Annotated in this window: 20 protein-coding genes; 10 read left to right on the forward strand and 10 right to left on the reverse strand. The window is 52.9% G+C overall.

What is annotated here, in order from left to right; all coding sequences use genetic code 11:
- Nucleotides 1–20: 20 nt before the first annotated feature.
- The gene (locus tag DHf2319_RS07110) at nucleotides 21–713 is read right to left on the reverse strand and encodes an arylesterase (RefSeq protein ID WP_243477468.1); all 693 of its coding nucleotides are present in this window, start codon (nucleotides 711–713) and stop codon (nucleotides 21–23) included.
- Between DHf2319_RS07110 and DHf2319_RS07115 the strand changes: the two genes are divergently transcribed.
- Nucleotides 712–1,395 (forward strand): ABC transporter ATP-binding protein, encoded by a 684-nt coding sequence (locus DHf2319_RS07115; RefSeq protein WP_243477470.1) that lies wholly within the window; start codon nucleotides 712–714, stop codon nucleotides 1,393–1,395. The genes DHf2319_RS07110 and DHf2319_RS07115 overlap by 2 nt on opposite strands.
- Here the strand turns inward: DHf2319_RS07115 and DHf2319_RS07120 are convergent.
- The gene (locus DHf2319_RS07120; protein ID WP_243477471.1) at nucleotides 1,359–2,309 is read right to left on the reverse strand and encodes a DMT family transporter; all 951 of its coding nucleotides are present in this window, start codon (nucleotides 2,307–2,309) and stop codon (nucleotides 1,359–1,361) included. The genes DHf2319_RS07115 and DHf2319_RS07120 overlap by 37 nt on opposite strands.
- Before the next feature lie 76 nt (nucleotides 2,310–2,385).
- On the opposite strand from DHf2319_RS07120, the gene DHf2319_RS07125 reads away from it, so the two are divergent.
- The gene (locus tag DHf2319_RS07125) at nucleotides 2,386–3,750 is read left to right on the forward strand and encodes an amidase (RefSeq protein WP_243477473.1); all 1,365 of its coding nucleotides are present in this window, start codon (nucleotides 2,386–2,388) and stop codon (nucleotides 3,748–3,750) included.
- A gap of 37 nt (nucleotides 3,751–3,787) precedes the next feature.
- On the opposite strand, the gene DHf2319_RS07130 is transcribed toward DHf2319_RS07125, so the two are convergent.
- The 3 genes from DHf2319_RS07130 to gmk form a co-directional block, all read right to left on the reverse strand.
- Nucleotides 3,788–6,097, reverse strand: a complete 2,310-nt coding sequence (locus DHf2319_RS07130) for a RelA/SpoT family protein (protein ID WP_243477475.1) — start codon at nucleotides 6,095–6,097, stop codon at nucleotides 3,788–3,790.
- 14 nt (nucleotides 6,098–6,111) lie between these two features.
- Nucleotides 6,112–6,315 (reverse strand): DNA-directed RNA polymerase subunit omega, encoded by a 204-nt coding sequence (gene rpoZ / locus DHf2319_RS07135; RefSeq protein WP_243477477.1) that lies wholly within the window; start codon nucleotides 6,313–6,315, stop codon nucleotides 6,112–6,114.
- Nucleotides 6,316–6,438: 123 nt separating this feature from the next.
- A complete protein-coding gene (gmk, locus tag DHf2319_RS07140; protein WP_243477478.1) occupies nucleotides 6,439–7,068 on the reverse strand; it encodes a guanylate kinase in 630 nt (209 codons plus the stop codon).
- 98 nt (nucleotides 7,069–7,166) lie between these two features.
- Between gmk and DHf2319_RS07145 the strand changes: the two genes are divergently transcribed.
- Nucleotides 7,167–7,925 (forward strand): SDR family oxidoreductase, encoded by a 759-nt coding sequence (locus DHf2319_RS07145; RefSeq protein ID WP_243477479.1) that lies wholly within the window; start codon nucleotides 7,167–7,169, stop codon nucleotides 7,923–7,925.
- Nucleotides 7,926–7,958: 33 nt separating this feature from the next.
- On the opposite strand, the gene DHf2319_RS07150 is transcribed toward DHf2319_RS07145, so the two are convergent.
- Nucleotides 7,959–8,885: a YicC/YloC family endoribonuclease gene (locus DHf2319_RS07150; RefSeq protein ID WP_243477480.1), complete on the reverse strand. Its 927-nt coding sequence runs from the start codon at nucleotides 8,883–8,885 to the stop codon at nucleotides 7,959–7,961.
- Nucleotides 8,882–10,705, reverse strand: a complete 1,824-nt coding sequence (gene ggt / locus DHf2319_RS07155) for a gamma-glutamyltransferase (protein ID WP_243477481.1) — start codon at nucleotides 10,703–10,705, stop codon at nucleotides 8,882–8,884. The genes DHf2319_RS07150 and ggt overlap by 4 nt, the downstream gene beginning before the upstream one ends.
- A 122-nt stretch (nucleotides 10,706–10,827) precedes the next feature.
- Between ggt and rph the strand changes: the two genes are divergently transcribed.
- Nucleotides 10,828–11,565: a ribonuclease PH gene (gene rph, locus DHf2319_RS07160; protein ID WP_243477482.1), complete on the forward strand. Its 738-nt coding sequence runs from the start codon at nucleotides 10,828–10,830 to the stop codon at nucleotides 11,563–11,565.
- Nucleotides 11,566–11,576: 11 nt separating this feature from the next.
- Here the strand turns inward: rph and DHf2319_RS07165 are convergent, their stop codons facing one another.
- Genes DHf2319_RS07165 through DHf2319_RS07175 form a run of 3 tightly spaced genes read right to left on the reverse strand, consistent with a single transcriptional unit; the run spans nucleotide 11,577 to nucleotide 14,628 of the window.
- Nucleotides 11,577–12,044, reverse strand: coding sequence for a RidA family protein (locus DHf2319_RS07165; protein ID WP_243477483.1), 468 nt, complete (start codon nucleotides 12,042–12,044; stop codon nucleotides 11,577–11,579).
- A gap of 2 nt (nucleotides 12,045–12,046) precedes the next feature.
- The gene (locus DHf2319_RS07170; protein WP_243477484.1) at nucleotides 12,047–13,450 is read right to left on the reverse strand and encodes an MmgE/PrpD family protein; all 1,404 of its coding nucleotides are present in this window, start codon (nucleotides 13,448–13,450) and stop codon (nucleotides 12,047–12,049) included.
- Nucleotides 13,451–13,467: 17 nt separating this feature from the next.
- Nucleotides 13,468–14,628 (reverse strand): acyl-CoA dehydrogenase family protein, encoded by a 1,161-nt coding sequence (locus DHf2319_RS07175; RefSeq protein ID WP_243477485.1) that lies wholly within the window; start codon nucleotides 14,626–14,628, stop codon nucleotides 13,468–13,470.
- A 153-nt stretch (nucleotides 14,629–14,781) separates the two neighbouring features.
- Between DHf2319_RS07175 and DHf2319_RS07180 the strand changes: the two genes are divergently transcribed.
- The 6 genes from DHf2319_RS07180 to ntrC all read left to right on the forward strand — a co-directional run bounded on the left by DHf2319_RS07180 (nucleotide 14,782) and on the right by ntrC (nucleotide 21,741).
- Nucleotides 14,782–15,705: a LysR family transcriptional regulator gene (locus DHf2319_RS07180; RefSeq protein ID WP_243477486.1), complete on the forward strand. Its 924-nt coding sequence runs from the start codon at nucleotides 14,782–14,784 to the stop codon at nucleotides 15,703–15,705.
- The gene (gene rdgB / locus DHf2319_RS07185) at nucleotides 15,695–16,333 is read left to right on the forward strand and encodes an RdgB/HAM1 family non-canonical purine NTP pyrophosphatase (protein WP_243477487.1); all 639 of its coding nucleotides are present in this window, start codon (nucleotides 15,695–15,697) and stop codon (nucleotides 16,331–16,333) included. The genes DHf2319_RS07180 and rdgB overlap by 11 nt, the downstream gene beginning before the upstream one ends.
- Before the next feature lie 10 nt (nucleotides 16,334–16,343).
- Complete coding sequence (gene hemW / locus DHf2319_RS07190; protein ID WP_369810167.1) at nucleotides 16,344–17,564, forward strand: radical SAM family heme chaperone HemW; 1,221 nt, start codon at nucleotides 16,344–16,346, stop codon at nucleotides 17,562–17,564.
- A 199-nt stretch (nucleotides 17,565–17,763) separates the two neighbouring features.
- Nucleotides 17,764–19,176 carry a type I glutamate--ammonia ligase gene (gene glnA / locus DHf2319_RS07195; RefSeq protein ID WP_243477488.1) on the forward strand — a complete coding sequence of 471 codons (1,413 nt, stop codon included), beginning with the start codon at nucleotides 17,764–17,766 and terminating at the stop codon, nucleotides 19,174–19,176.
- Between the two features lie 43 nt (nucleotides 19,177–19,219).
- Nucleotides 19,220–20,269, forward strand: coding sequence for a nitrogen regulation protein NR(II) (gene glnL / locus DHf2319_RS07200; protein WP_243477489.1), 1,050 nt, complete (start codon nucleotides 19,220–19,222; stop codon nucleotides 20,267–20,269).
- A complete protein-coding gene (gene ntrC / locus DHf2319_RS07205) occupies nucleotides 20,266–21,741 on the forward strand; it encodes a nitrogen regulation protein NR(I) (RefSeq protein ID WP_243477490.1) in 1,476 nt (491 codons plus the stop codon). The genes glnL and ntrC overlap by 4 nt, the downstream gene beginning before the upstream one ends.
- The last annotated feature ends 344 nt before the right edge of the window (nucleotides 21,742–22,085 follow it).

Raw genomic sequence — 22,085 nt, forward strand, 5'->3', positions numbered from 1 at the left:
CCCCATCGAGTTTTGTTGAATCAAGGTGTAGCAGCGGGTAGGGCACTCTGAACCGCAGGCCAGACGTTTTCAAGCAAGATTGGTTGTGCCTGCTCGGATGGATGTATACCATCCTCGATAAATAAGTTGCGATCCGTTTCAAGACCCGCCAACAGGAAAGGAACCAGTACGCTGTTGGTTGCAGCTGCAATTTCAGGATACAGCGACCTAAATGCCTCAGTGTAAGCAGGGCCATAGTTCGCCGGGATCTGAATCCCGGTGACGATGGTTAGGGCGCCAGCTTTTTGGGAAAGCTCAACCATCCGCGTTAGGTTGTTGCGGGTCATGTCGAGTGCCAGCCCACGCAGCGCATCGTTGCCACCAAGCTCAATGATGACCAGACCCGGGTTGTGCTCTTTCAGAAGCGCTGGTAGCCGCGTCACGCCACCACTGGTTGTGTCACCACTGATGCTGGCGTTAATGACCTCTGGCGGTTCGGGATACTGTTCGGCCAACCGGTTGCGCAAGAGCTGTACCCAACCGCTTTGGCGTTTGATGCCGTACTCAGATGACAAACTATCGCCCACAATCAGGATTGGGCGATCAAGACTGGCTTTCGGTGTCGATGCGTGCGCTGTGCCAAACAGGACTAAGCCAACAAAAATCAGAAATGTCAGCTTTGTCAGTGGGATATTGATAAAAAAGCGGTTCCAGTAATGCGACAATTGATACATGATGACGAATAATGCAATTGAAGTGATTGGGCTCACCAAGCGAGTGTCTGACGCCGGCGGTGAGTTGACTATCCTTGACGATATACGTTTTTCTGTAGCCATGGGTGAATCCCTGGCGATCACAGGAGCATCGGGATCCGGAAAGTCTACCCTCTTGGGACTCATGGCTGGCCTAGATGTTCCCAGCCAGGGCAAGGTCAATGTGCTTGGGACAGACCTATTTTCTCTTGATGAGGATGGTCGTGCCAAGTTTCGTGCTTCTCACGTCGGATTTGTATTTCAGTCGTTTCAGCTTTTACCCAACTTGACTGCTCTAGAGAATGTCATGTTGCCGTTAGAGTTGGCTGGTCACGATGCTGAAGCCCCCGCGCTTGAGGCCCTTGCGGAAGTAGGACTTGAGCATCGATTGCATCACTATCCTTCGACATTGTCTGGTGGAGAGCAACAAAGGGTTTCACTTGCAAGGGCCTTTATAAGTCGCCCAGCCTTGTTGTTTGCCGATGAGCCCACCGGCAGCCTAGACGTTGTGACAGGTGCCCGCATTATTGACCTGATGTTTCGGTTGCACCAAGATCATCGCACGACACTGGTATTGGTCACCCATGACCCCAATCTAGCCAAGCGCTGCCAACGGGTTGTGGAGATTCATGCTGGTCGTTTGGCCAGTGCCGAGATTGCTTGACGACGAGAACTATGCCATTCGTACCAGGCGATGCCAGCGCCGCTGGTGCAAATCAAACCGATACCAATCCAGCTAATCGCATCCGGGAAATCCCCCCAAATCAACCATCCCAGAGCCGCGGCGGGAATAATTTGTACGTACATGAAGGGTGCCAATAGGGAGGCGGCTGCTAGTCGATAAGCCTGTACCTGCAGTAGGTGACCAATTCCCCCACTGAGCCCTAGTGACAGCAGCACGGCCCAAGCGCCGAGAGGCAATTCCGCCAGGGTTTGAGCCCAATGGGGATCAGCGATCGGCAGCATAATGGGCAGCATTAAAGTCAGCGCGATGGCTCCTATCATCCCGCTCCAGAGTATGGTGGTTAATGGATGGTCAATGGCCACTTTGCGTGTCAACAAGTGCTGCGTAGCCATCAACAGGGCTGTCAGCACGCCGAATCCAACTCCTATCGGACTAAGCCCCGAGCTTGGACGCACCACAATCAACACCCCCATAAAACCCAGTGTCGCCGCCAACCACCGGGACACGCGTTTGGGTTCGCCCAGCAACCATGGCGCGAGCGCCAATATGATCAAGGGCGCAGCAAACAACATGGTGGTGGCTTGCGCCTGTGGCAGATAAGATATCGTCGTAAAAAAGCCCATGGTTGTGAACAGAATAGTCACACCACGCGAAAGTTGGTACTTAAGCGCATGGCTTTTAAAAAGGTGAAGTTCGTTGCGTGAAAGTAGTAGCCCAACGATCAAAAGAAAATGAACGACATACCTAAACCACGTAACGACTACCAGCGATACGCCAGCTGCCAGGATCCATTTGCCACTGGCATCCAGAACCGAAAGAACCGATAGCGATAGCAACAAGATTGCCACACCGGCAATCGCATTTTGTGATCTCAGGGTGGGTATCGGTTGCACGACAGTGAGACTCTTAAGCGGTGAGAACACATGATACGCTTTTGCACATTGATCCAACCACCTAATGAGGTCGGAAATGTTGTCTGGTGAACCCTATACCTTGCTAAACGTTACGCAAAGCCTGCGAGAGGGCAAGGTGACAGCCTTGCAGTTGACCCAGGCGTGTTTGGCGCGTATCAAAGATCCGAAGGGGCAGGGTAGCGTGGCTTTTACGCGCGTGTTCGAAGAGCAGGCGCTAGCCGATGCCAAAGCATCTGATGTCAGGAGAGCGCAAGCAGACTGCTTGTCAGAGATTGATGGTGTACCCATCTCGATCAAGGATTTGTTTGATATTGCCGGGTTGCCGACGACGGCTGGCTCTGTTGTGTTGTCTGACGCCAAGCCAGCAGCTGCAGATGCCCTTGTGGTCAAGCGGCTGCGCGAGGCCGGTGCAGTGATCTTGGGTACGACCAACATGACTGAATTCGCGTACTCAGGGCTTGGTCTGAATCCGCACTACGGAACGCCTTTGTCGCCCTGGGATCGCCAGACCGGTCATATAGCCGGGGGCTCTTCGTCCGGTGCGGCGGTTTCTGTCGCCGATGCCATGGCGATCGCCGCAGTAGGTACCGACACGGGCGGATCGGTTCGGATACCGGCAGCATTTTGTGGGCTGGTCGGGTATAAACCAACCGCGCGTCGGATCGATATGAGTGGTGCCTTGCCCTTGTCAGCATATCTGGACTCAATCGGGCCAATCGCACGAACGGTGGCTGATTGTGCCTGGCTTGCTTGTGTCATGGCTGCTGAACCCGTTTCTGTACCAGCACCGATAGGGTTAGATGGACTAAGGCTCGGCGTGCCCAATCAATTGGTACTTGATGGCATGGATGATGTGGTGTCCAGCACCTTTGCAGTGACCTGCGATTTACTTGAACAATCAGGTGTTCAAATTGTTAGTCTGGATCTGCCCGAGCTACTTGAAATCGCTACCATGAATGCCGCTGGTGGATTTACGGCTGCTGAGGCCTGGGCGTGGCATCAAGATCTACTTAATTCAAGACAATCCGAATATGACCCTAGAGTGGCAGTGCGTATCCGACGCGGCCAGTCTCTCGATACTCCGTACATCGCAAAGCTTGAGCAGCAACGACGAGACTGGATTGCGCGCGTGCAGGCAAAGCTTCACTCGGTCGATGCACTATTGATGCCAACAGTCCCCATCGTACCGCCAGCGCTTGGCCCACTGCAGGACAATGACGAGCTGTATGCGCAGACAAATCTCTTGGTATTACGCAACCCGACGGTTATCAATTTTTTAGATGGCTGTGCGATTAGTCTGCCGTGTCATCATCGAGGACAACCCCCTGTGGGAATGATGCTTGCTGGCCTTAGCGGACAGGACGATAAAGTGCTTGCGATCGCATTAGCCTGCGAAGCCATTATGTCCAATCAGGATTAAATCGGAAGACGTTCAGGCGGTGACCGAACAACCAATGTCAGTGATGGGCTGCGTTGGCCTGGTGATTACCTTTTAATCGAGCAATCCTTCTGACCTGCGGCACGCGACGGATTGCTCGAAATACCTTAGCCAAGTGTTTACGGTCATCGACTTGGACGGTCATGCTCAACAAAAACGCCTCGCTGGTGTCGTCAGTCATGGTGACATTGGTAATGTTGGAGTCTGCTTGGGCGATTTCACCGGCGATCTTACCGAGCACACCGCGTTCATTTAATGCAGTGACATCTATGCGCGCCAGAAAGTGCTTGGCGTGGTTGTGATCCCAAGCGACGTCAATCCAGCGATCCGGTTCACGCTCCTTAGCACGCATAGCAACTGGGCAGTCAGCGGTGTGCACAACCAAGCCGGTGCCCACACGAATACCAGCCACAATTTCATCACCGGGCAAGGGTCCGCAACAAGGCGCCAGTGATACTGCTTGTCCCTCGTTGCCCTGGATAAGAATGGGTGCGGCACGTGCAGCGCTTACCACGTCGATATGGGCGGCCGTGGTCTCAAGCAAGGGGTGATCGGCGGTGAATCGACGAGCAACCACAGCAGCCAGACGTTTGCCTAAACCGATGTCAGCAAGGATTTCCTCTCTCGATTTGGCACCACTTTCTTTGATCAATTTGTCCCACGTGGGATCGTCATTGTCAGGAAAGTCGATCTGCAATTCGTGCAAGGATTGGGTAAGCAGTCGTTTGCCAAATGCTACCGATTCGTCATACCGAACTGTGCGCAAATAATGACGAATTTCTGAGCGGGCACGACCGGTGCGCGCAAAGTTCAACCAGTGCGCGCTTGGGCGTGATGCCTCCGAGGTAATGACCTCAACGGTGTCACCGCTCGACAGCTCGGTACGCAGTGGCACATACTCACCGTTGACTTTGCAAGCAACGGCGTGATTCCCGATGTCGGTGTGAATTGAATATGCGAAATCAACTGGTGTTGCACCGCGTGGCAGCGAAATAATTTTGCCGTTGGGCGTAAAGACATAGACCGCATCAGGGAAGAGATCGACTTTGACGTGCTCAAGAAACTCGCCGGAGTCGCCAGTTTGGCTCTGGATATCAAGCAACGATTGCAACGCGGAGTGTGTTTTTTTCTGGATGTCTGACAAAGAGACATCATCGGTTTTGTATATCCAATGCGCTGCCACACCTTGTTCAGCCACATTGTGCATTTCGCGGGTACGAAACTGAAACTCAATCGGCGTCCCATAGGGACCTACCAGCGTCGTGTGTAGCGACTGGTATCCGTTTAACTTGGGGATCGCCACATAATCCTTGAACTTGCCCGGTACGGGACGATACAACTGATGCAAAATGCCCAACGCGAGGTAGCATTCAGGCAGGGTATGCACGATGACACGGAACCCATAGATGTCAAGCACATCGGAAAACGATTTCTTCTGGTCGGTCATCTTGCGATAGATGCCCCAGAGCGTTTTCTCTCTGCCAGTGACGTCGGCCTCAATACCGGCAGCAGGCAACGCGGCACGGACTGAATCGAAAATTTTTGTCAGAACCTCGCGACGGTTGCCACGTGCAGCGAGCACTGCTTTGTGTAGAACAGAGTACCGGTTTGGATACATCGCCTCGAAACAAAGGTCCTGAAGCTCGCGATAGACTGCATTCAGACCGAGACGATTGGCAATTGGGGCATAGATGTCCAAGGTCTCTTTGGCGATTCGTCTGCGCTTTTCTGGGCTAACCGCACCTAGCGTGCGCATGTTGTGCAACCGATCGGCAAGCTTGATCAGGATAACACGCAGATCACGCGCCATGGCGAGCAACATCTTGCGGAAACTTTCCGCTTGTTGTTGAGCCTTGGTCGCAAAATCAAGCCGATCTAGTTTCGAGAGACCGTCAACCAGTTCAGCGACATCCGTTCCAAATTTTTCCGCGAGTTCAGTTTTGGGGATGCCCTGGTCTTCCATGACATCGTGCAACAAAGCCGCCATGAGGGCATCGGCATCTAGCTTCCAGCCAGCGCAGATCTCGGTGACAGCAATGGGGTGGGTGATGTAGGGCGCACCGCTTGACCTGAACTGCCCCAAGTGGGCTTGATCTGAGAATTTGTAAGCTTCTTTTACCCTGGCTACATCCTTCTTGGGCATGTAGCCAGAGATAATTTTTTGTAGCTCGGTGATTGATGCCTGCTCTGGTTCGGTGCCAGCACTCGTCAAAGCTTGTGTGGCACCTGAGCTATTTTGTTGACTCTTTGCACGTCTACCAAAGCGCGAACCAACCTTGATTGCCGAGAGCAACCCGCTAGATGCAGTGCGTAGCCCCGGAAACCCCATCTTTTTCTACCTGATCAAGTTGGCACCTTGCGCAACATTTCTGTGCCCGTCAAACCGGCAGCAACCTCACGCAGCGCGAGCACTGTTGGTTTATCACGGCTGTCTAGACGCGGTGCGTGACCTTGCGCCAACTCACGAGCACGATAGGTTGCTGCTAGGGTGAGTTTGAAGCGATTCGGGATTTGGTTCAGACAGTCTTCAACGGTTATACGTGCCATTTGGCCATTTCTCACAAAAAAGTTAACTTAAACAACAGGATATAGCGTTTTGTGTCACAACACCAGTACTACCTTGTCACCAGTGCATTGTGGCGCGAATCCGACGGTATTTGATCAGGCGCACTATCTCGGTAAACCAAACGAATCGAATAGGGCCGGGTTCATCACAGCCTGTCTGGCGTATCGCAGGCGAGCACTCGAGATGATATGTTCGAGCTGCTGTAAAGCAACGCTAAATTCTTGATTAATAATAACATATTCGAATTCGTGGGCATGAGCAATTTCGCTGCTCGCGCCAGCCATTCTCTTGGAAATGACCTCTTCGGAGTCCTTGCCTCGAGCTCTTAGGCGTGATTCAAGTGCGTCAAGCGAAGGTGGAAGGATAAAAATGCCCGTGACACCTTGCAGCATCCGACGAACTTGTTGCGCGCCTTGCCAATCAATCTCGAGCAACACGTCTCGCCCAAGTTCAAGCGCTCTGGCCAGCGGTGCGCGCGGGGTGCCGTAAAAGTTGTCATGCACTTGAGCCCATTCCAACAGCTCATCGCCATCGCGCATGGCTTTGAATTGATCTGAGGACACGAAATAATAGTCTCGTCCGTCAACTTCTCCCTCGCGCGGCGCCCGGGTCGTACAGGAGATGGAGAGCTGCAAGCCGGCATCGTTTTCAAGTAGGGCGTTCACCAAGCTGGATTTGCCCGCGCCGCTGGGGGCTGTGACTAAAAATACGTTTCCGGCAGGCTGATTTTTCATGTGCTTAAACAACGATGGCTTGCATATGCATACAATTGCCTGAGCATAGCAGAAGCGCCATCGCTTGGTGTGGCGGCTAGATCACTAAGGAGACAGGTTTGAATCAGGCAGCAACAAAAAAGGTGGCGGTGGTCACAGGGGCCGGTAGTGGAATCGGCAGGGCAGTCTCATTGGCATTGGCAGCAGATGGATTTGATGTCGTGATGGCTGGTCGCCGAGCTGACGCACTGGAACAAACCCGTTCGATGGGGCCAGCTGAGCGACTTCACGCGATGGTCACCGATGTCACAAGCTACGATCAGGTCAAAGCGTTGTTTGACCACGTTGATCAGAAGTTCGGTCGGCTCGATGTGCTCTTTAATAATGCGGGTCGTGGAGCGCCGGCCGTGCCAATCGAAGATCTCCCGGTGCAGACCTGGCTCGATGTGGTCAACGTCAATTTAAATGGCATGTTCTTTTGCGCGCGTGAAGCGATCGCTCTGATGAAACGACAAGATCCTCAAGGTGGTCGTATCATCAACAATGGTTCCATCTCTGCACACGCGCCTCGACCGTTTTCGATCGCCTATACCGCAACTAAACATGCGGTGACTGGTTTGACAAAATCCATTGCGCTTGACACCAGACCATACGGCATTGCCTGCACTCAGATCGATATTGGTAACGCCGCTACCGAGATGACCGACCGCATGGCAAAAGGGATTTTGCAAGCTGACGGTTCAACCCGGGTAGAGCCGCGCATGGATGTTAACCATGTAGCTCAGTCGGTCGTTCAGATTGTGAACTTCCCGCTTCAGACCAATGTGCAGTTCATGACAATCATGGCAACCAATATGCCGTTTGTCGGTCGTGGCTAAGCCTTGAGCGACATCCGCAGTGAGGTATGGTCGTCATTCGATGTTCTGAATCTGTTCGCGCATTTGTTCGATCAAGAGTTTCAGATCCATAGCGGCTCTGGTTAATCGAATATCAACTGCTTTTGAACCCAGCGTGTTGGCCTCACGGTTCATTTCCTGGAACAGGAAGTCGAGCCGTTTACCTACGCTTTTGGTATTTGGCCTGGCTGTGCTGCGGTCGTTTGTGGCTAAGCTGTCCTGAAGCTCATCCAAATGCAGGTTAAGCCTGTCTAGCTCTTCAGCGACATCAGCTCGCAGTGAGAACAGATTGGCTTCAGCTGCCAGCCGTTCAGAGATCTCTTCTGGCCGAATGTGTGTCAGACCCTCGGGACTGACCTGGTCAAGCGCTTCGCGCATACGCGATGCCAGTCTATTTGATTGCGATTTCAACAAGACAGGTAATTCAGCTTTGAGCGCAATGACGATGTCTTTTGCCTGCATGGCCTGACCTTTGATGAGATCGGCTAGTCTGGCGCCTTCTCGTTCTCGGGACTGCACCAACTGCGCGAGTGCTTCATTCGCAGCCTCAAGGCAAAGGGGGACCCATCGCGTCGGATCGGAAACATTTTTTTCGCTTTCGGTCCATTGCAAGACGTCAGCAAAGGTCGGTGCCTGTATGTTCGGTAATTGTTGTTTGATCCGCTCAAAGACTGCTTGAATGTCATCTAACGTGCGTTGCTCCACCACAGAGGAGAGACTTTTCTGAGGGCGGCTATAGCTAGCTCGCACATCCACTTTGCCGCGCGTCAATGTTCGCGACACCAGCTCTCGAAGCGGCATCTCTGCCATGCGAAGTTCATCTGGCATACGAAACTGCGTTTCGAGGTAGCGACTATTAACGCTTCGAATCTCGATGGTTACCGTGCAGTTGTCACTGCTGGCTTGGGCATTACCGTAGCCCGTCATGCTTTTGATGGTCATTCTAGAATTCCAATGGCAGCACCGTCTGTGCTGCGTGGGTCACTTGCACCGAATTGTTGCCTGCCTTCGATGGCTACCGATTGTAAGCGGCCTGCCGCTCTGCTTGCTTTAACCGGATGTCCCATGCCTCGCAAAATCGCGATGGTATCCGGGCTAAAACCCTGTTCGAGCCATAACGTGTCTGGTAACCACTGGTGATGCATACGGGGCATTGCGCTGGCAGAGGCAATGTTCATGCCGTGGTCAGAGACATTGGTAATGAATTGCAAGACGATGGTGATGATGCGTGACCCACCTGGTGATCCCGTCGCAATCCATGGCTTGCCTTCTTTGAATAAGAGGGTGGGGGTCATTGAACTGAGTGGACGTTTGCCCGGTGCTATGGCGTTGGCCTGGTTACCAATCAGACCGAAGGCATTTGGAAATCCAGGCTTTGCCGAGAAATCATCCATTTCATTGTTTAGCAACACCCCAGTGCCTTCGGCCATCCAGCCTGAGCCGAAGTTTAGGTTCAGTGTGGTTGTTGTTGCCACCAGATTGCCATGCCGGTCTGCCACAGAAAAGTGTGTCGTTTCAGTGCTTTCTTGTGTCTTGGGCTGACCTGATTTGATTTGCTCGCTCGCGGTGGCGTGTGTTTCATTGATCAATGACAGTCTGGATTGGGCATAGTCTTTTGCAATCAGTTCATGGATGGGCACTGGGTAAAAGTCAGCGTCACCAAGGTGGGTTGCGCGGTCTGCATACGCAAGCTTGGCGACTTCACTAAAGCGATGCAGGTTGATGGCACTGCCCCAACCATCGGAAGCAATCGCCCACTGTTCAAGCATATTGAGCATCTGCACCAGATGAATGCCACCAGCGCTTGGCGGAGGCATGCTGGCAATCTGGATACCACGATAATCGCCCCAGATGGGTTGTCTTATCTTGGCTTTATAGTCGCGCAAATCACCCAGTGTCATTTGTCCACGATCGGCATTGATCGTGTCGACAATACGGCTTGCTACCGGGCCACGATAGAAGCCATCCGCACCTAGATTCACGATTCTGTTCAGTGTGTTTGCCAGATCAGCTTGTATCAGTGTTTCGCCCGCCGCTAAAGGCCGCAGCGATTCACGAGGACATACGATTGGCTCGCACTTGCTATGGGCGACTCGCCTGAAAAAAATTGACCGGTTAGGCGGTGACTTGTACAAATGATCTGCATGCGTACGCAGTAGCCTGGCTAAAGTGGGCGATACGATAAAGCCATCTTGAGCTAGTGCAATCGCTGGTCCAATGACCGTCTCACGAGACATCGTGCCGTGGCGCTCGAGCGCTAATAACAGCCCGGCCACACTGCCTGGGACACCAATCGCGGCTGTTGACTCGATCGACCATTCACGCGCGACGTTGCCGTTGTGATCAAGAAACATGTCAGCACTTGACTGTTGTGGCGCCATTTCCCTGAAATCGATCGCTTCAGTGACATTCTGACTTGATTGGTGCAGGAGCATGAAGCCGCCACCGCCAAGATTACCGGCATAGGGCAAGACCACCGCAAGTGCAAAACCAGTGGCTACGGCGGCATCAACTGCATTGCCGCCAAGTTTCAAGATGTTTGCCCCGATTTCGGAGGCAAGGTAATGATCACTCGCTACCATGCCACCTGTTGCGACGTTCGGCTGAAAAATTTCCTGGCGTTGGGCGTATTGCAGTACGGCTTGCGAGGAGGGTGCTGCAACCTGAGCCAGGCTGCTCGGTATTCCGACCCACAGGGCAATGCACAGCCCCCAGACCAGTTTGATCGCGTCAAAATGCGGTGTGCGTATACTGTCGCTCATTGGTGTAACTCAACGGTTGTGGCCCGGACGGATGTCCCGTCCGCAAATCATAGCAATGAGCGCAGTGGCTTGTTGAGTTACCGCATTGAATTCAACGAGTTTTAACGTGTCAAGGAACATGAATGTCCGAGCCAACCAAATCGATTCCAAGAGCACATCAACGGCCTTTTGATGCGCTTCGACCCGTGACGTTCGTGCGCGGTTTTACCCGCTATGCGGAAGGATCTGTCTTGATCAGTATGGGTGAAACAAGGGTTTTATGCACAGCCAGCGTACTGGATAAAGTCCCGTCATTTCTCAAAGGTAAGGGGCAAGGCTGGGTAACAGCTGAATACGGGATGTTGCCGCGTTCAACCCACACCCGATCAGATCGTGAAGCCGCAAGAGGAAAGCAGTCCGGTCGCACGCAAGAGATTCAACGTTTGATCGGCCGTAGCTTGCGCGCTGTCATTGATTTATCTGCGCTTGGCGAGCGAACCATTCATATCGACTGCGATGTATTGCAAGCTGACGGAGGCACGCGTTGTGCAAGCATCACTGGTGCCTGGGTGGCGTTAGCTGATGCCATCGATGGCTTGCTTGCAGCGGGGGCTTTAATGGATAGTCCATTACTGGACAGTGTGGCTGCAGTGTCGGTCGGACTAGTTGGCGGCCAGCCTCGCCTAGATCTTGACTATGAAGAGGACTCTGGATGTGATGCCGACATGAATGTGGTCATGACCGGCAGTGGCAGGTTTGTGGAAGTGCAGGGCACTGCCGAGGGGCATACGTTTGAGCGACCCATGCTTGACCAGCTAATCGACCTTGCTCAGACAGGGATCGCGCAATTGCAGCAACTCGCCAGTCAGGCCCGGGCATGACTTTGATCAGACTACTGGCGCAGTTCAAAGATTGCTTCGACTTCTACGGCAACATTTCCAGGCAATGCTGCCACCCCGATTGCTGAGCGGGCATGACGGCCAGACTCACCCATAATCTCTACAATCAAATCAGACGCTCCATTAATCACTTTAGGGGCGTCTCCAAACGGAGCCTCTGAGTTGACATACCCGGTTAGTCTCACGCAAGAGGCCACCTTGCTCCAATCGCCGCCAACCGCCAAACGTAACACTAAAAGGATATTTTGCATGCAAAGTTGGGCAGCCTCATATCCTTGCTCGATCGATAGATCTTTACCAACCTGGCCAACGATTGGATCACGTCCATCCTGGGTCGACGTCTGTCCAGATACGTACAACAGATGTCCGATTTGCCGATAGGTGACGTAATTGCCACCAGCACGACGATCAGGCAGCGTTTGTATGTGACGAATGACAGGATGATTAATGTCTATTGTCATTGCTAGTTCAATAAAAGATTGCCGACTTTGGCTGCCGTTTCGATTTGCCAGACTTGATCAATGATTGACTTGACCTCCTGCGCCGTGGCTGCGTTTTGGTAAGTTCCAAGTCGCATGGCCTTGTCTTCGATTTCCGGGCGCGATAGTGTGTTGCCGGGGTCGCCCTTGGGTTCCTCCACTACCGTCGTGACGGTTTTGCCATCGCGAGTGGTCACGGTCACCTTTCCGATCCAGCGTGCCGGATATGCCTGATCAATTTCGGGATCGAGCACCATGGTCACACGCTCACGGAATTCGGTAATCTTGCCGTCGCCCAGCACTGAATCGAAGCTAATAAGATCAGCGCTGTTTTTAACCGCGATCAAGCCCAGGACAGTACCCATTGAGAACTTGGATTGGTGCACTGTCTTGGGGTCAGTGACTGGACCGAGCACATCAATGGCACCCTGATGCACGTGGGCTACGACTGACTCAATATCATCTACGCTCAGGTTGTTATCCAGCATTGCTTTTTGCAAAGCGTCCGCAGCAGGGTGGGTGTGCCGGCAAGAGGCATGGAACTTGAAGGAGGTTTCAGCCAATGCCCAACGGCTGCCCAGGCCATCAACGAGCTTGGCTGGATCGGCATTGGTGGTCATGGCAACACCAAGCCCTTGCTTGCCCTCGAGAATGCGTTTCGCGCCGGTAAACCCGCTTGCCGCTAAATACGCCGCTTGCAAACCCGTCGACGCAGCATGGCCGGTGTGCAGCTGCTTGGAATCAGCAGCATCGCGTAAAAACTCCCAAAGGCCGCCAGTCACCGTTCCTGCTGACCCGAAAGCATTGAGCATTTGCTCAGGCGTCAAACTCAACAAACGCCCGACCGCAGCGGCCGCGGCAATCGTCCCGGCAGTGCCGGTTGTATGGAAAGTTTTGTAGTGTGGACGACCCAAGAACTCACCTATGCGGATGCCAACTTCATAGCCAGCCACACACGCTGTCATAAAGTCCTTGCCAGATGCGCCAATGGCTTGGGCTACCGCGAGCGCTGGTGGGATAACGACTGCTGCGGCGTGAAATACCGCACCATTATGCACGTCATCCTGTTCAACAAAGTGCGCCGATGCAGCGTTAACCATTGCTGCGAAATACGGTGAAGTGTGAGTGCGACGCACAAAGTCTTCGCTCAGCCCTTGCGCCGGTCCCATTGCTTTGGCGAAGTCCGCCATGTTGAGTACCGGCCTGGCCTTAGAGCCAGCTAGGATTGACGCCATGGTGTCGAGCAGCAGATCTTCAAACCGCCGTGCCACTGCCGCAGGGATGTCTTCAAAACGAAGATTGGCAGCAAACGTAGCCAGCGTGGCACTCGGATGCAACACGGCAGTTTGCCCAGGGTTCGACTCGGCGATGTGAGTGGCAGTAGACATGGTTTACCTCGACAGAATTAGAATGAACGTGGCAGGCCCAACACATGCTCGGCCACGTATGACAAGATCAGGTTGGTCGAAATGGGGGCAACTTGGTATAGGCGTGTTTCGCGGAATTTACGCTCCACGTCATATTCGCAAGCGAAACCAAACCCACCATGAAACTGTAAACACGCATTAGCTGCTTCCCAAGATGCATCGGCAGCCAAGAGTTTCGACATATTGGCCTGAGCACCGCAAGGCAGGTGCGCGTCAAACAAACGACACGCCTCGTAGCGCATCAGGCTGGCTGCTTCAACATTGATGTATGCCTTGGCTATCGGGAACTGCACGCCCTGGTTTTGTCCGATGGGGCGTCCAAACACGATCCTGTCCTTGACGTACTTCGTGACGCGGTCGATAAACCAATAGCCATCACCAATACACTCGGCAGCGATCAGCACCCGTTCCGCATTCAACCCGTCGAGGATGTACTTAAAGCCCTTACCTTCCTCGCCAATCAGGTTTTCAGCGGGGATTTCAAGGTTGTCAAAGAACAACTCGTTGGTTTCATGATTCACCATGTTCAGGATCGGACGAATGGTCATCCCGTTTTTAACCGCGTCGTGCAAATCGACTATAAAAATCGACATTCCTTCCGATTTTTTGGTGACCTGATTTAGCGGCGTAGTGCGCGCAAGCAGAATCATCAAGTCAGAATGTTGCACTCGAGAAATCCAGACCTTTTGTCCATTGATGACGTACTTGTCGCCTTTCTTGACAGCAGTTGTTTTTATCCGGGTGGTGTCGGTGCCGGTGGTCGGCTCAGTCACACCCATTGATTGCAGTCGTAATTCGCCCGAGGCGATTTTCGGGAGGTAGAGGCGCTTTTGTTCCTCTGATCCGTGGCGCACCAGTGTGCCCATGTTGTACATCTGCCCATGACAGGCTCCCGAGTTGCCACCACAGCGGTTGATTTCTTCCATGATGACTGAGGCTTCAGCCAGGCTCAATCCTGAGCCACCGTATTCTTGAGGAATGAGAGCAGCCATCCAGCCAGCATCGGTCAGTGCTTTCACAAACTCATCGGGATAGCCTCGTTGCTCGTCCACCTTGCGAAAATATTCATCGGGGAATTGAGCACAGAGGCTACGGATGCCATCACGGATGTCTTGATACTGTTCTGCGTAGGTTGTCATATTTGGCTTATCATTGAGATTTGATACCGCGCCAAATTAGCCTGCCGAACGCACCTTTGCCAATTGACGTTTCACAAACCCCGACTTTGCCTAGGGCAAACCGTGGCGGTCGGCAAGTGCATTGCGCCGCAGCATAATTTTTAGCAAAAACACATGGCTAGTCATTTTGACCTTACAGACCTTCAGCTCATTGTCAATATTGGGGATGCCAATAGCTTGACCCGTGGTGCTGAGCGTTCGCACCTGTCACTTCCGGCGGCTAGTAACCGCGTGAAAAATCTCGAGGAGCATTTCGGGACTCGATTGTTTCATCGAAACAGTCAGGGTGTGACGCTAACGCCTTCGGGCGAGGCATTCATGCGGCATGCGCGTAAGGTATTGCAACAGATCGAGCATTTGCGTGGCGATATCTATGAATATTCCCGAGGCATCAAGGGCCAAGTCAGGATGGTTGCCAACACGACTGCCATGAATGAGTTCATGCCGGCAGTGCTTAGTCGATATTTGGCCTCGCACTCCGATGTGACGGTTGATCTGCGTGAGCGACTAAGTTATCTCGTTGTGAAAGCGGTCATCGACGGTACTGCTGACATTGGCATCGTTGCTGGTAAGCCAGCAAATGCTGAATTGCAATATTTACCTTATCGGCGTGATCGCCTCGCGTTAGTTACTCCAGCTAGTCATCCGCTGGCTGATCGTGACTCTGTTTCATTTAACGAAACCCTCGACTTCGAATACGTTGGTTTGTCTGAGTGGAGCGCCATACACGCATTCCTTATTCAAGCGGCAGATAATTTGGGGTACCCGTTTCGCTTCCGGGTAGAGGTTGGTAGTTTCGATGCTGTTTGCCGCATGATCGAGGCTGGCGTAGGGATTGGTGTGGTGCCCCAAAAAGCGGCGCTGCGCTACAGCAACACCATGAAAATCCGTGTTATTGAGCTAACCGATGCTTGGGCAGAGCGCAAATTGCATGTTTGTGTACGTGACCTCGATGCATTGCCATCATTCGCGCGCGAGCTAGTACAGATGCTGCAAGATGACGTGCCTACCGACGAACGCGAAGAAAATGGTCGCTAATACCCAATTGTCTGAGTTGGTGCTGGCCTCTGCCAACACCGGGAAACTGCGTGAATTTGATCGGTTGCTGCTTCCGATTGGCGTAAAAGTCCGCAGTCAATCGGAATTTGCAGTATCGCCTGCAGACGAACCGTTTGACACTTTTGTGGAAAACGCGCTGGCCAAGGCACGTCACGCTAGTGCACAAACCGGTCTGCCGGCGCTTGCCGACGATTCCGGGATATGCGTACCGGTTCTGGGTGGAGCGCCTGGCGTCAGATCGGCCCGATACGCGCAGCCTCAGCCAGGTGTCGATCAAGATCTGCTCAATAACGCCAAATTAGTGCAGGCTCTGGCTAGTTTCGATGATCGTCGCGCCTATTATGTCGCCGTATTGGTGTTCGTGACTCGTCGTGATGATCCTCTGCCCATCATTGCGCAAGGCTTATGGATGGGTGAGGTTAGGGCGGACCCTCGTGGTGATCATGGCTTTGGCTACGACCCGCATTTCTGGTTGCCTGATCTAGGCGTATCAGCAGCCGAGCTCGATCCCGCTGAAAAAAATCGCGTCAGCCATCGTGGACAGGCGATGCATTCGCTCATTGAGCAAATGAGCCAGCGAGGGTTGGTTTCGGGCTGCACTCATTGAGAGTGTAATTTTGGATAAACGCGTCATACCGATCTTTGATGAGACGCCAGGTAAACCATCAGGCGCGCCAACGTTGGGTCAGGGGCTGTCGAGTTTGCCGCCACTTGCACTTTACATCCATGTTCCATGGTGTGTGCGTAAATGTCCCTACTGCGACTTCAACTCACACCAAGCGCCTGAGTCCCTACCCGAATCGGATTACTTGTCTAGCTTGACAGCGGATCTAGAACAGGCACTACCGCTAATTTGGGGCAGACAAATTCACTCGGTATTTATTGGTGGCGGCACACCAAGTTTGCTCTGCGAAGCAACGATTGACCAGATGCTCGGCATGATTCGGGCGCGCTTGAGTTTGTGGCCAGATGCCGAGATCACGCTTGAAGCCAACCCGGGTACGGTTGAAGCCAATCGGTTCAAAAGCTACGCCGCCAGTGGAGTTAACCGGATATCGCTAGGTATTCAATCATTTGATGACGAGCATCTCGCACGTTTGGGGCGCATTCATGATTCTCAGCAAGCGATGTTCGCGATTGATTTGGCGCAGAACGCGGTCGCACGAGTGAATCTTGATTTGATGTATGGACTCGTGGAACAAACGCTTACTCAGTGCAAGCGCGATCTTGAACTCGCTGTTTCATTTCAGACAGAGCACTTAAGCTTATATCAGCTAACGCTTGAGCCGCAGACTGTGTTTGCCAAATATCCACCGACACTTCCCGATGAGCAGACCATTGAGCAAATGGAGGGGCTAATTGAGGAATTGGTCGAAAGTGCAGGTTGGCAGCGATACGAAGTATCGGCCTATGCGCGCCACAACGCTCGCTGCCGACACAACATGAATTATTGGACTTTCGGGGATTATCTTGGGATAGGGCCAGGCGCCCACAGTAAGATTTCGTTTCCCGACCGGATTGTCCGTCAAGCAAGGACTCGCAATCCAATTCAATGGATGCAGTCAACGCTTGCGTTTACTGGCGAGCATATTGCACAAAATCGTGAACTCACCGAGGATGATTTGCCGTTTGAGTTTTTTCTGAATGCACTGCGGTTACGCGACGGCATCAATTTGGATCTGTTTACCGAACATACGGGTCTGTCGAGTTCTGTAATTACGCCGCTGCTTCAAAAAGCGAAGCAAAAAAAACTGTTGACCGTCTCCAACCGAATCGTCAGGCCGACTGATCTTGGCTGGCGGCACCTTAATGAGCTGCAGAGTATCTTCTTGCGCTAGCTTTTTGCACTGAAATAGTGCATCATAGTGGTGCATAATGCCCTAGTTTAGGGCATCTATAGCTTTCTTGCAGCTTCCCGGACGTACATTTGCCGATCGTGGACGCATCAGAAACTTGGCATGAATGTTGCTTTTGTGCTTGCAACACCCTTAACGGCGGTGACCTTACTCTCAAACCTACCATTGATTCGGAGCCATTATGAGCACGACGCAAGACGTACTAAAAATGATCGCAGACAACGATGTCAAGTTCGTTGACTTTCGTTTCACTGACACCATCGGTAAAGAGCAGCACGTATCAGTGCCTGCAAAGCTAGTCGACGCTGACAAGCTTGAGTCGGGTCAAGCGTTTGATGGCTCATCAATCGCTGGCTGGAAAGGTATTGAAGCATCCGACATGTTGCTCATGCCCGATTGCGATACGGCTCATATGGACCCATTTCGCGAAGAGTCCACCCTAATCCTGACGTGCGATGTGCTCGAGCCATCCGACATGAAAGGGTACGATCGTGACCCTCGTTCCTTGGCAAAGCGAGCTGAAGCTTATTTGAAATCAACCGGACTTGGCGACACGGCTTACTTTGGTCCGGAACCCGAATTTTTTGTATTCGACGGCGTAACCTGGAATGACGATATGTCAGGTTGCTTTGTGAAGATCAAATCTGACGAAGGCTTCTGGACTCGGGCAGCCGATACCGAAGGCGGCAACCTGGCTCACCGTCCAAAAGTCAAGGGTGGTTACTTCCCAGTGCCGCCGGTCGATTCGTTCCAGGATATGCGTTCTGAAATGTGCCTGTTGCTTGAAGAGCAGGGCGTTCCGGTTGAAGTGCACCACCATGAAGTCGCGGGTGCTGGTCAATCAGAAATTGGCACTCTGTTCAATACGCTGGTGCGTCGTGCCGACTGGAACCAGATTCTGAAATACACCGTGCAAAATGTGGCGCACGCCTACGGTAAGACCGCAACCTTCATGCCAAAGCCAGTTGTTGGCGATAACGGATCGGGTATGCACGTGCATCAATCGATCTGGAAAGATGGTCAAAACCTGTTTTCAGGTAACGGCTATGCTGGTTTGTCCGAGTTTGCCCTCTATTACATCGGTGGGATCATCAAGCATGCGCGGGCGCTAAATGCAATCACCAACCCTGGCACCAACTCATACAAGCGCCTGGTGCCTCACTTTGAAGCGCCGGTCAAGTTGGCGTACTCCGCCCGTAATCGCTCGGCTTCGATTCGTATTCCCTATGTAGGCAACCCCAAGGCTCGCCGTATCGAGGCACGTTTCCCCGATCCACTTGCCAACCCCTATCTGGCTTTCTCTGCATTGATGATGGCCGGCTTGGACGGTGTGCAAAACAAGATTCATCCAGGTGATCCAGCTGATAAGAACTTGTATGACTTGGCTCCGGAAGAGGATGCAAAGATCCCCACCGTATGTCATTCACTCGATCAGGCCTTGGAGGCTCTGGACAAAGATCGCGAGTTCCTGACCCGCGGTGGTGTCTTTAGCAACGAAATGATTGATGCCTACATCGAGCTCAAAATGGGTGAAGTCACTCGCATGCGTGTGACCACACACCCGGTTGAGTTCGATATGTATTACAGCCTGTAATCATGTGTAACTAGGTGGTCGGGCCAGACCCGGCCCGACAACCATGACACCGATCGAACCCTATGATCTGTTAGCGACCACCGTTCTATTGCTTGACCGCGATGGTGTGGTGGTTCGCGCCAACGCAGCCGCTGAGGATCTTTTCAGTCGGTCCAAACGGCAGATCGAAGGGCAGATGGCAATTGCCCTGTTTGAAGAAGATGCGGCCTTGGCACAATCGGTACTCCATGCCTGTGAGGGCACGCTTGAGAGTTGCCGACAAGTGGCAACCGTTGCGCGACATAGTACGCAGCGTGAAGTGTCAGTGACGACGATCAGCCTGATGGGGCAGCCATGGTCGGCTTTAATGGAGCTAGCAGATCTTGAAAGCCGGTCTGTCGTTGACCGTACTCAGCGGTTGGCCGAAGAAATTCAGGTGCAGCATGAGCTTTTGCGGAATCTGGCCCACGAAGTCAAAAATCCGCTCGGTGGTTTGCGCGGTGCGGCCCAGTTGCTTGAGGCCGAATTGCCCGACCAGCGACTCACCGAATACACCCAGGTCATTATCTCTGAGGCAGACAGACTGCAAGCGCTGGTTGACCGATTAGCCGCACCACAAGCAAGTCCCATGCAGATTCATGAAATCAACATTCATGAAGTTTGCGAGCGCGTGTGTGCTTTGGTTCGCGCCGAATTTCCGGATGTCGATTTGGTACGTGACTATGACGCATCTATGCCCGAAATTAAGGCGGACAGCGCCCGATTGGTGCAAGCACTCCTAAATGTTGTGCGCAATGCGGCTCAGATTCTCACACAATCAGATCGAGATGGACCAACGGTTGTGGTGCGCACCCGAATCGCGCGTCAAGTGATGTTGCATAGACGGCAGCATCGCATGGTTGCTGAAATTGCAGTGATCGACAATGGCCCCGGGGTGCCTGCTGCCATACAGGACAAAGTGTTTCACCCATTGGTAACCGCACGTGAGGGTGGTACCGGGTTGGGGTTAAGTCTGGCACAAGATCTGCTACAGCAACATGGCGGCCTGATTGAAATGGAATCCAAGCCAGGCCACACAGAGTTTCGATTATTGATTCCGATGGAGTTGTCATGAAGCCAGTCTGGATAGTCGATGACGATCAAGCCATCCGGTGGGTGTTAGAAAAAGCTTTGATGAGAGCCAATATCGACACCATCAGTTTTGCTTGTGCTCAAGAAGTTGAGCAAGCGTTGCAAAAAGATACGCCTGCTGCATTGATCACCGATATTCGTATGCCTGGCAAGGACGGATTGAAGCTGCTTGGCGAAATCAAGTCAGAGCACCCAAAGCTTCCCGTGATCGTAATGACTGCCTATGGAGATCTTGATAGCACCGTTTCTGCGTTTCAGGGTGGCGCATTTGATTTTTTAGCCAAACCATTTGACGTTAACGAAGCGGTTGCATTAATCGAGCGGGCCATCCAAGAAAACACCGAGGGCTCAGCGGGCAACGGTGAGGATAAAGCTGGTAATGGTAAGAGCAGTGGTCGTGCGATGCTGACGCAATCACTGTCGCCCGCAATGCAAGAGGTGTTTCGAGCCATCGGCAAACTTGCTCAATCGAACGTAACGGTTTTGATTACCGGCGAGTCGGGAAGCGGTAAAGAGCTTGTTGCGCGTGCCTTGCATGACCACGGCATGCGATCACACGCGCCCTTTGTGGCGCTTAACACCGCTGCCATTCCACGCGATTTACTTGAAGCAGAACTGTTTGGCCATGAACGTGGCGCCTTCACTGGTGCGAGTGCCAATCGCCGAGGTCGGTTTGAAGAGGCTTCCGGAGGAACGCTGTTTCTTGACGAGATCGGCGATATGCCGCTTGAGCTGCAAACGCGATTGCTGAGAGTTTTATCAGATGGCACTTTTTATCGTGTCGGAGGCTCACAGCCAGTCAAGGTCGATGTGCGCATTGTGGCGGCCACCCATCAGCCGCTAGAGGAAAGGGTTCGCGAAGGCAAGTTTCGTGAGGATCTGTTTCATCGACTGAACGTCATTCGGTTACGCTTGCCGCCGCTGCGTGAGCGCAAAGAAGATGTGCCAGCGCTCGCAAAGCATTTCCTGAGCGCAAGTGCCAAAGCGCTTGGTGTGCCTGTCAAACGTTTGTCTGAAGCTGCTATGCAGCAGCTACAGCAGTTTGATTTTCCCGGCAATGTGCGTCAACTCGAGAACTTTTGTCATTGGCTAACGGTCATGGCGCCCGGTCAAACAGTCAATGTGACAGATCTGCCGCCAGAGGTGTCCTCAGGTGTGCCCCTAGCAGTCGATCATCCTGAGGCTGAAGCAGGCGCCCCGATCGTTTCACCTAAGTCGGTTCCCATGAACAAAAGTTGGACAGAGCTGCTCTCGCAGGAGGCTTCTGAGCGCCTAGCGAGTGCCCAACCCGACGTTTGGGGCACATTGACCGAAGAGTTTGAGCGGGCCGTCATCGATGCCGCCTTGCGCGCTTGTCGTGGCAGGCGAGTTGAAGCTGCTTCGCGGCTTGGCATGGGACGTAATACGATCACGCGGAAATTGCGCGAACTCGGGATGGATCCCCCTGGACTCTGAGCCAACTGAGTCTTGTCGTTGGCAAAACGCTAGGGCCTCCCAATCCTCTAGATTGCGATAGTTGACCGGAACCTTGGTCAACCGCATCGACCCTTTGATCGCTAGCGTTAGCGTCTAGCATCGTGCGTGTAAATTTTGAGCGCTCGAAAATACATCGCGGACGCATTTCACGCAAAATCACTAAACTTTCTCTGTGGGTTTATTGGAGGCCGGGCGTTCAGACAGGCGGCTGGCACCAGTATCCAACCTTGCATAAGCTGAAAACCAGGGTGGTTTTTATAACCCTGATTTATTCAAGCTGAGTAAACGATTAGAATTTAACTATCGCGCGATCTGTCGTGTGT

This window comes from Orrella daihaiensis (assembly GCF_022811525.1).
Lineage (GTDB): Bacteria > Pseudomonadota > Gammaproteobacteria > Burkholderiales > Burkholderiaceae_B > Algicoccus > Algicoccus daihaiensis.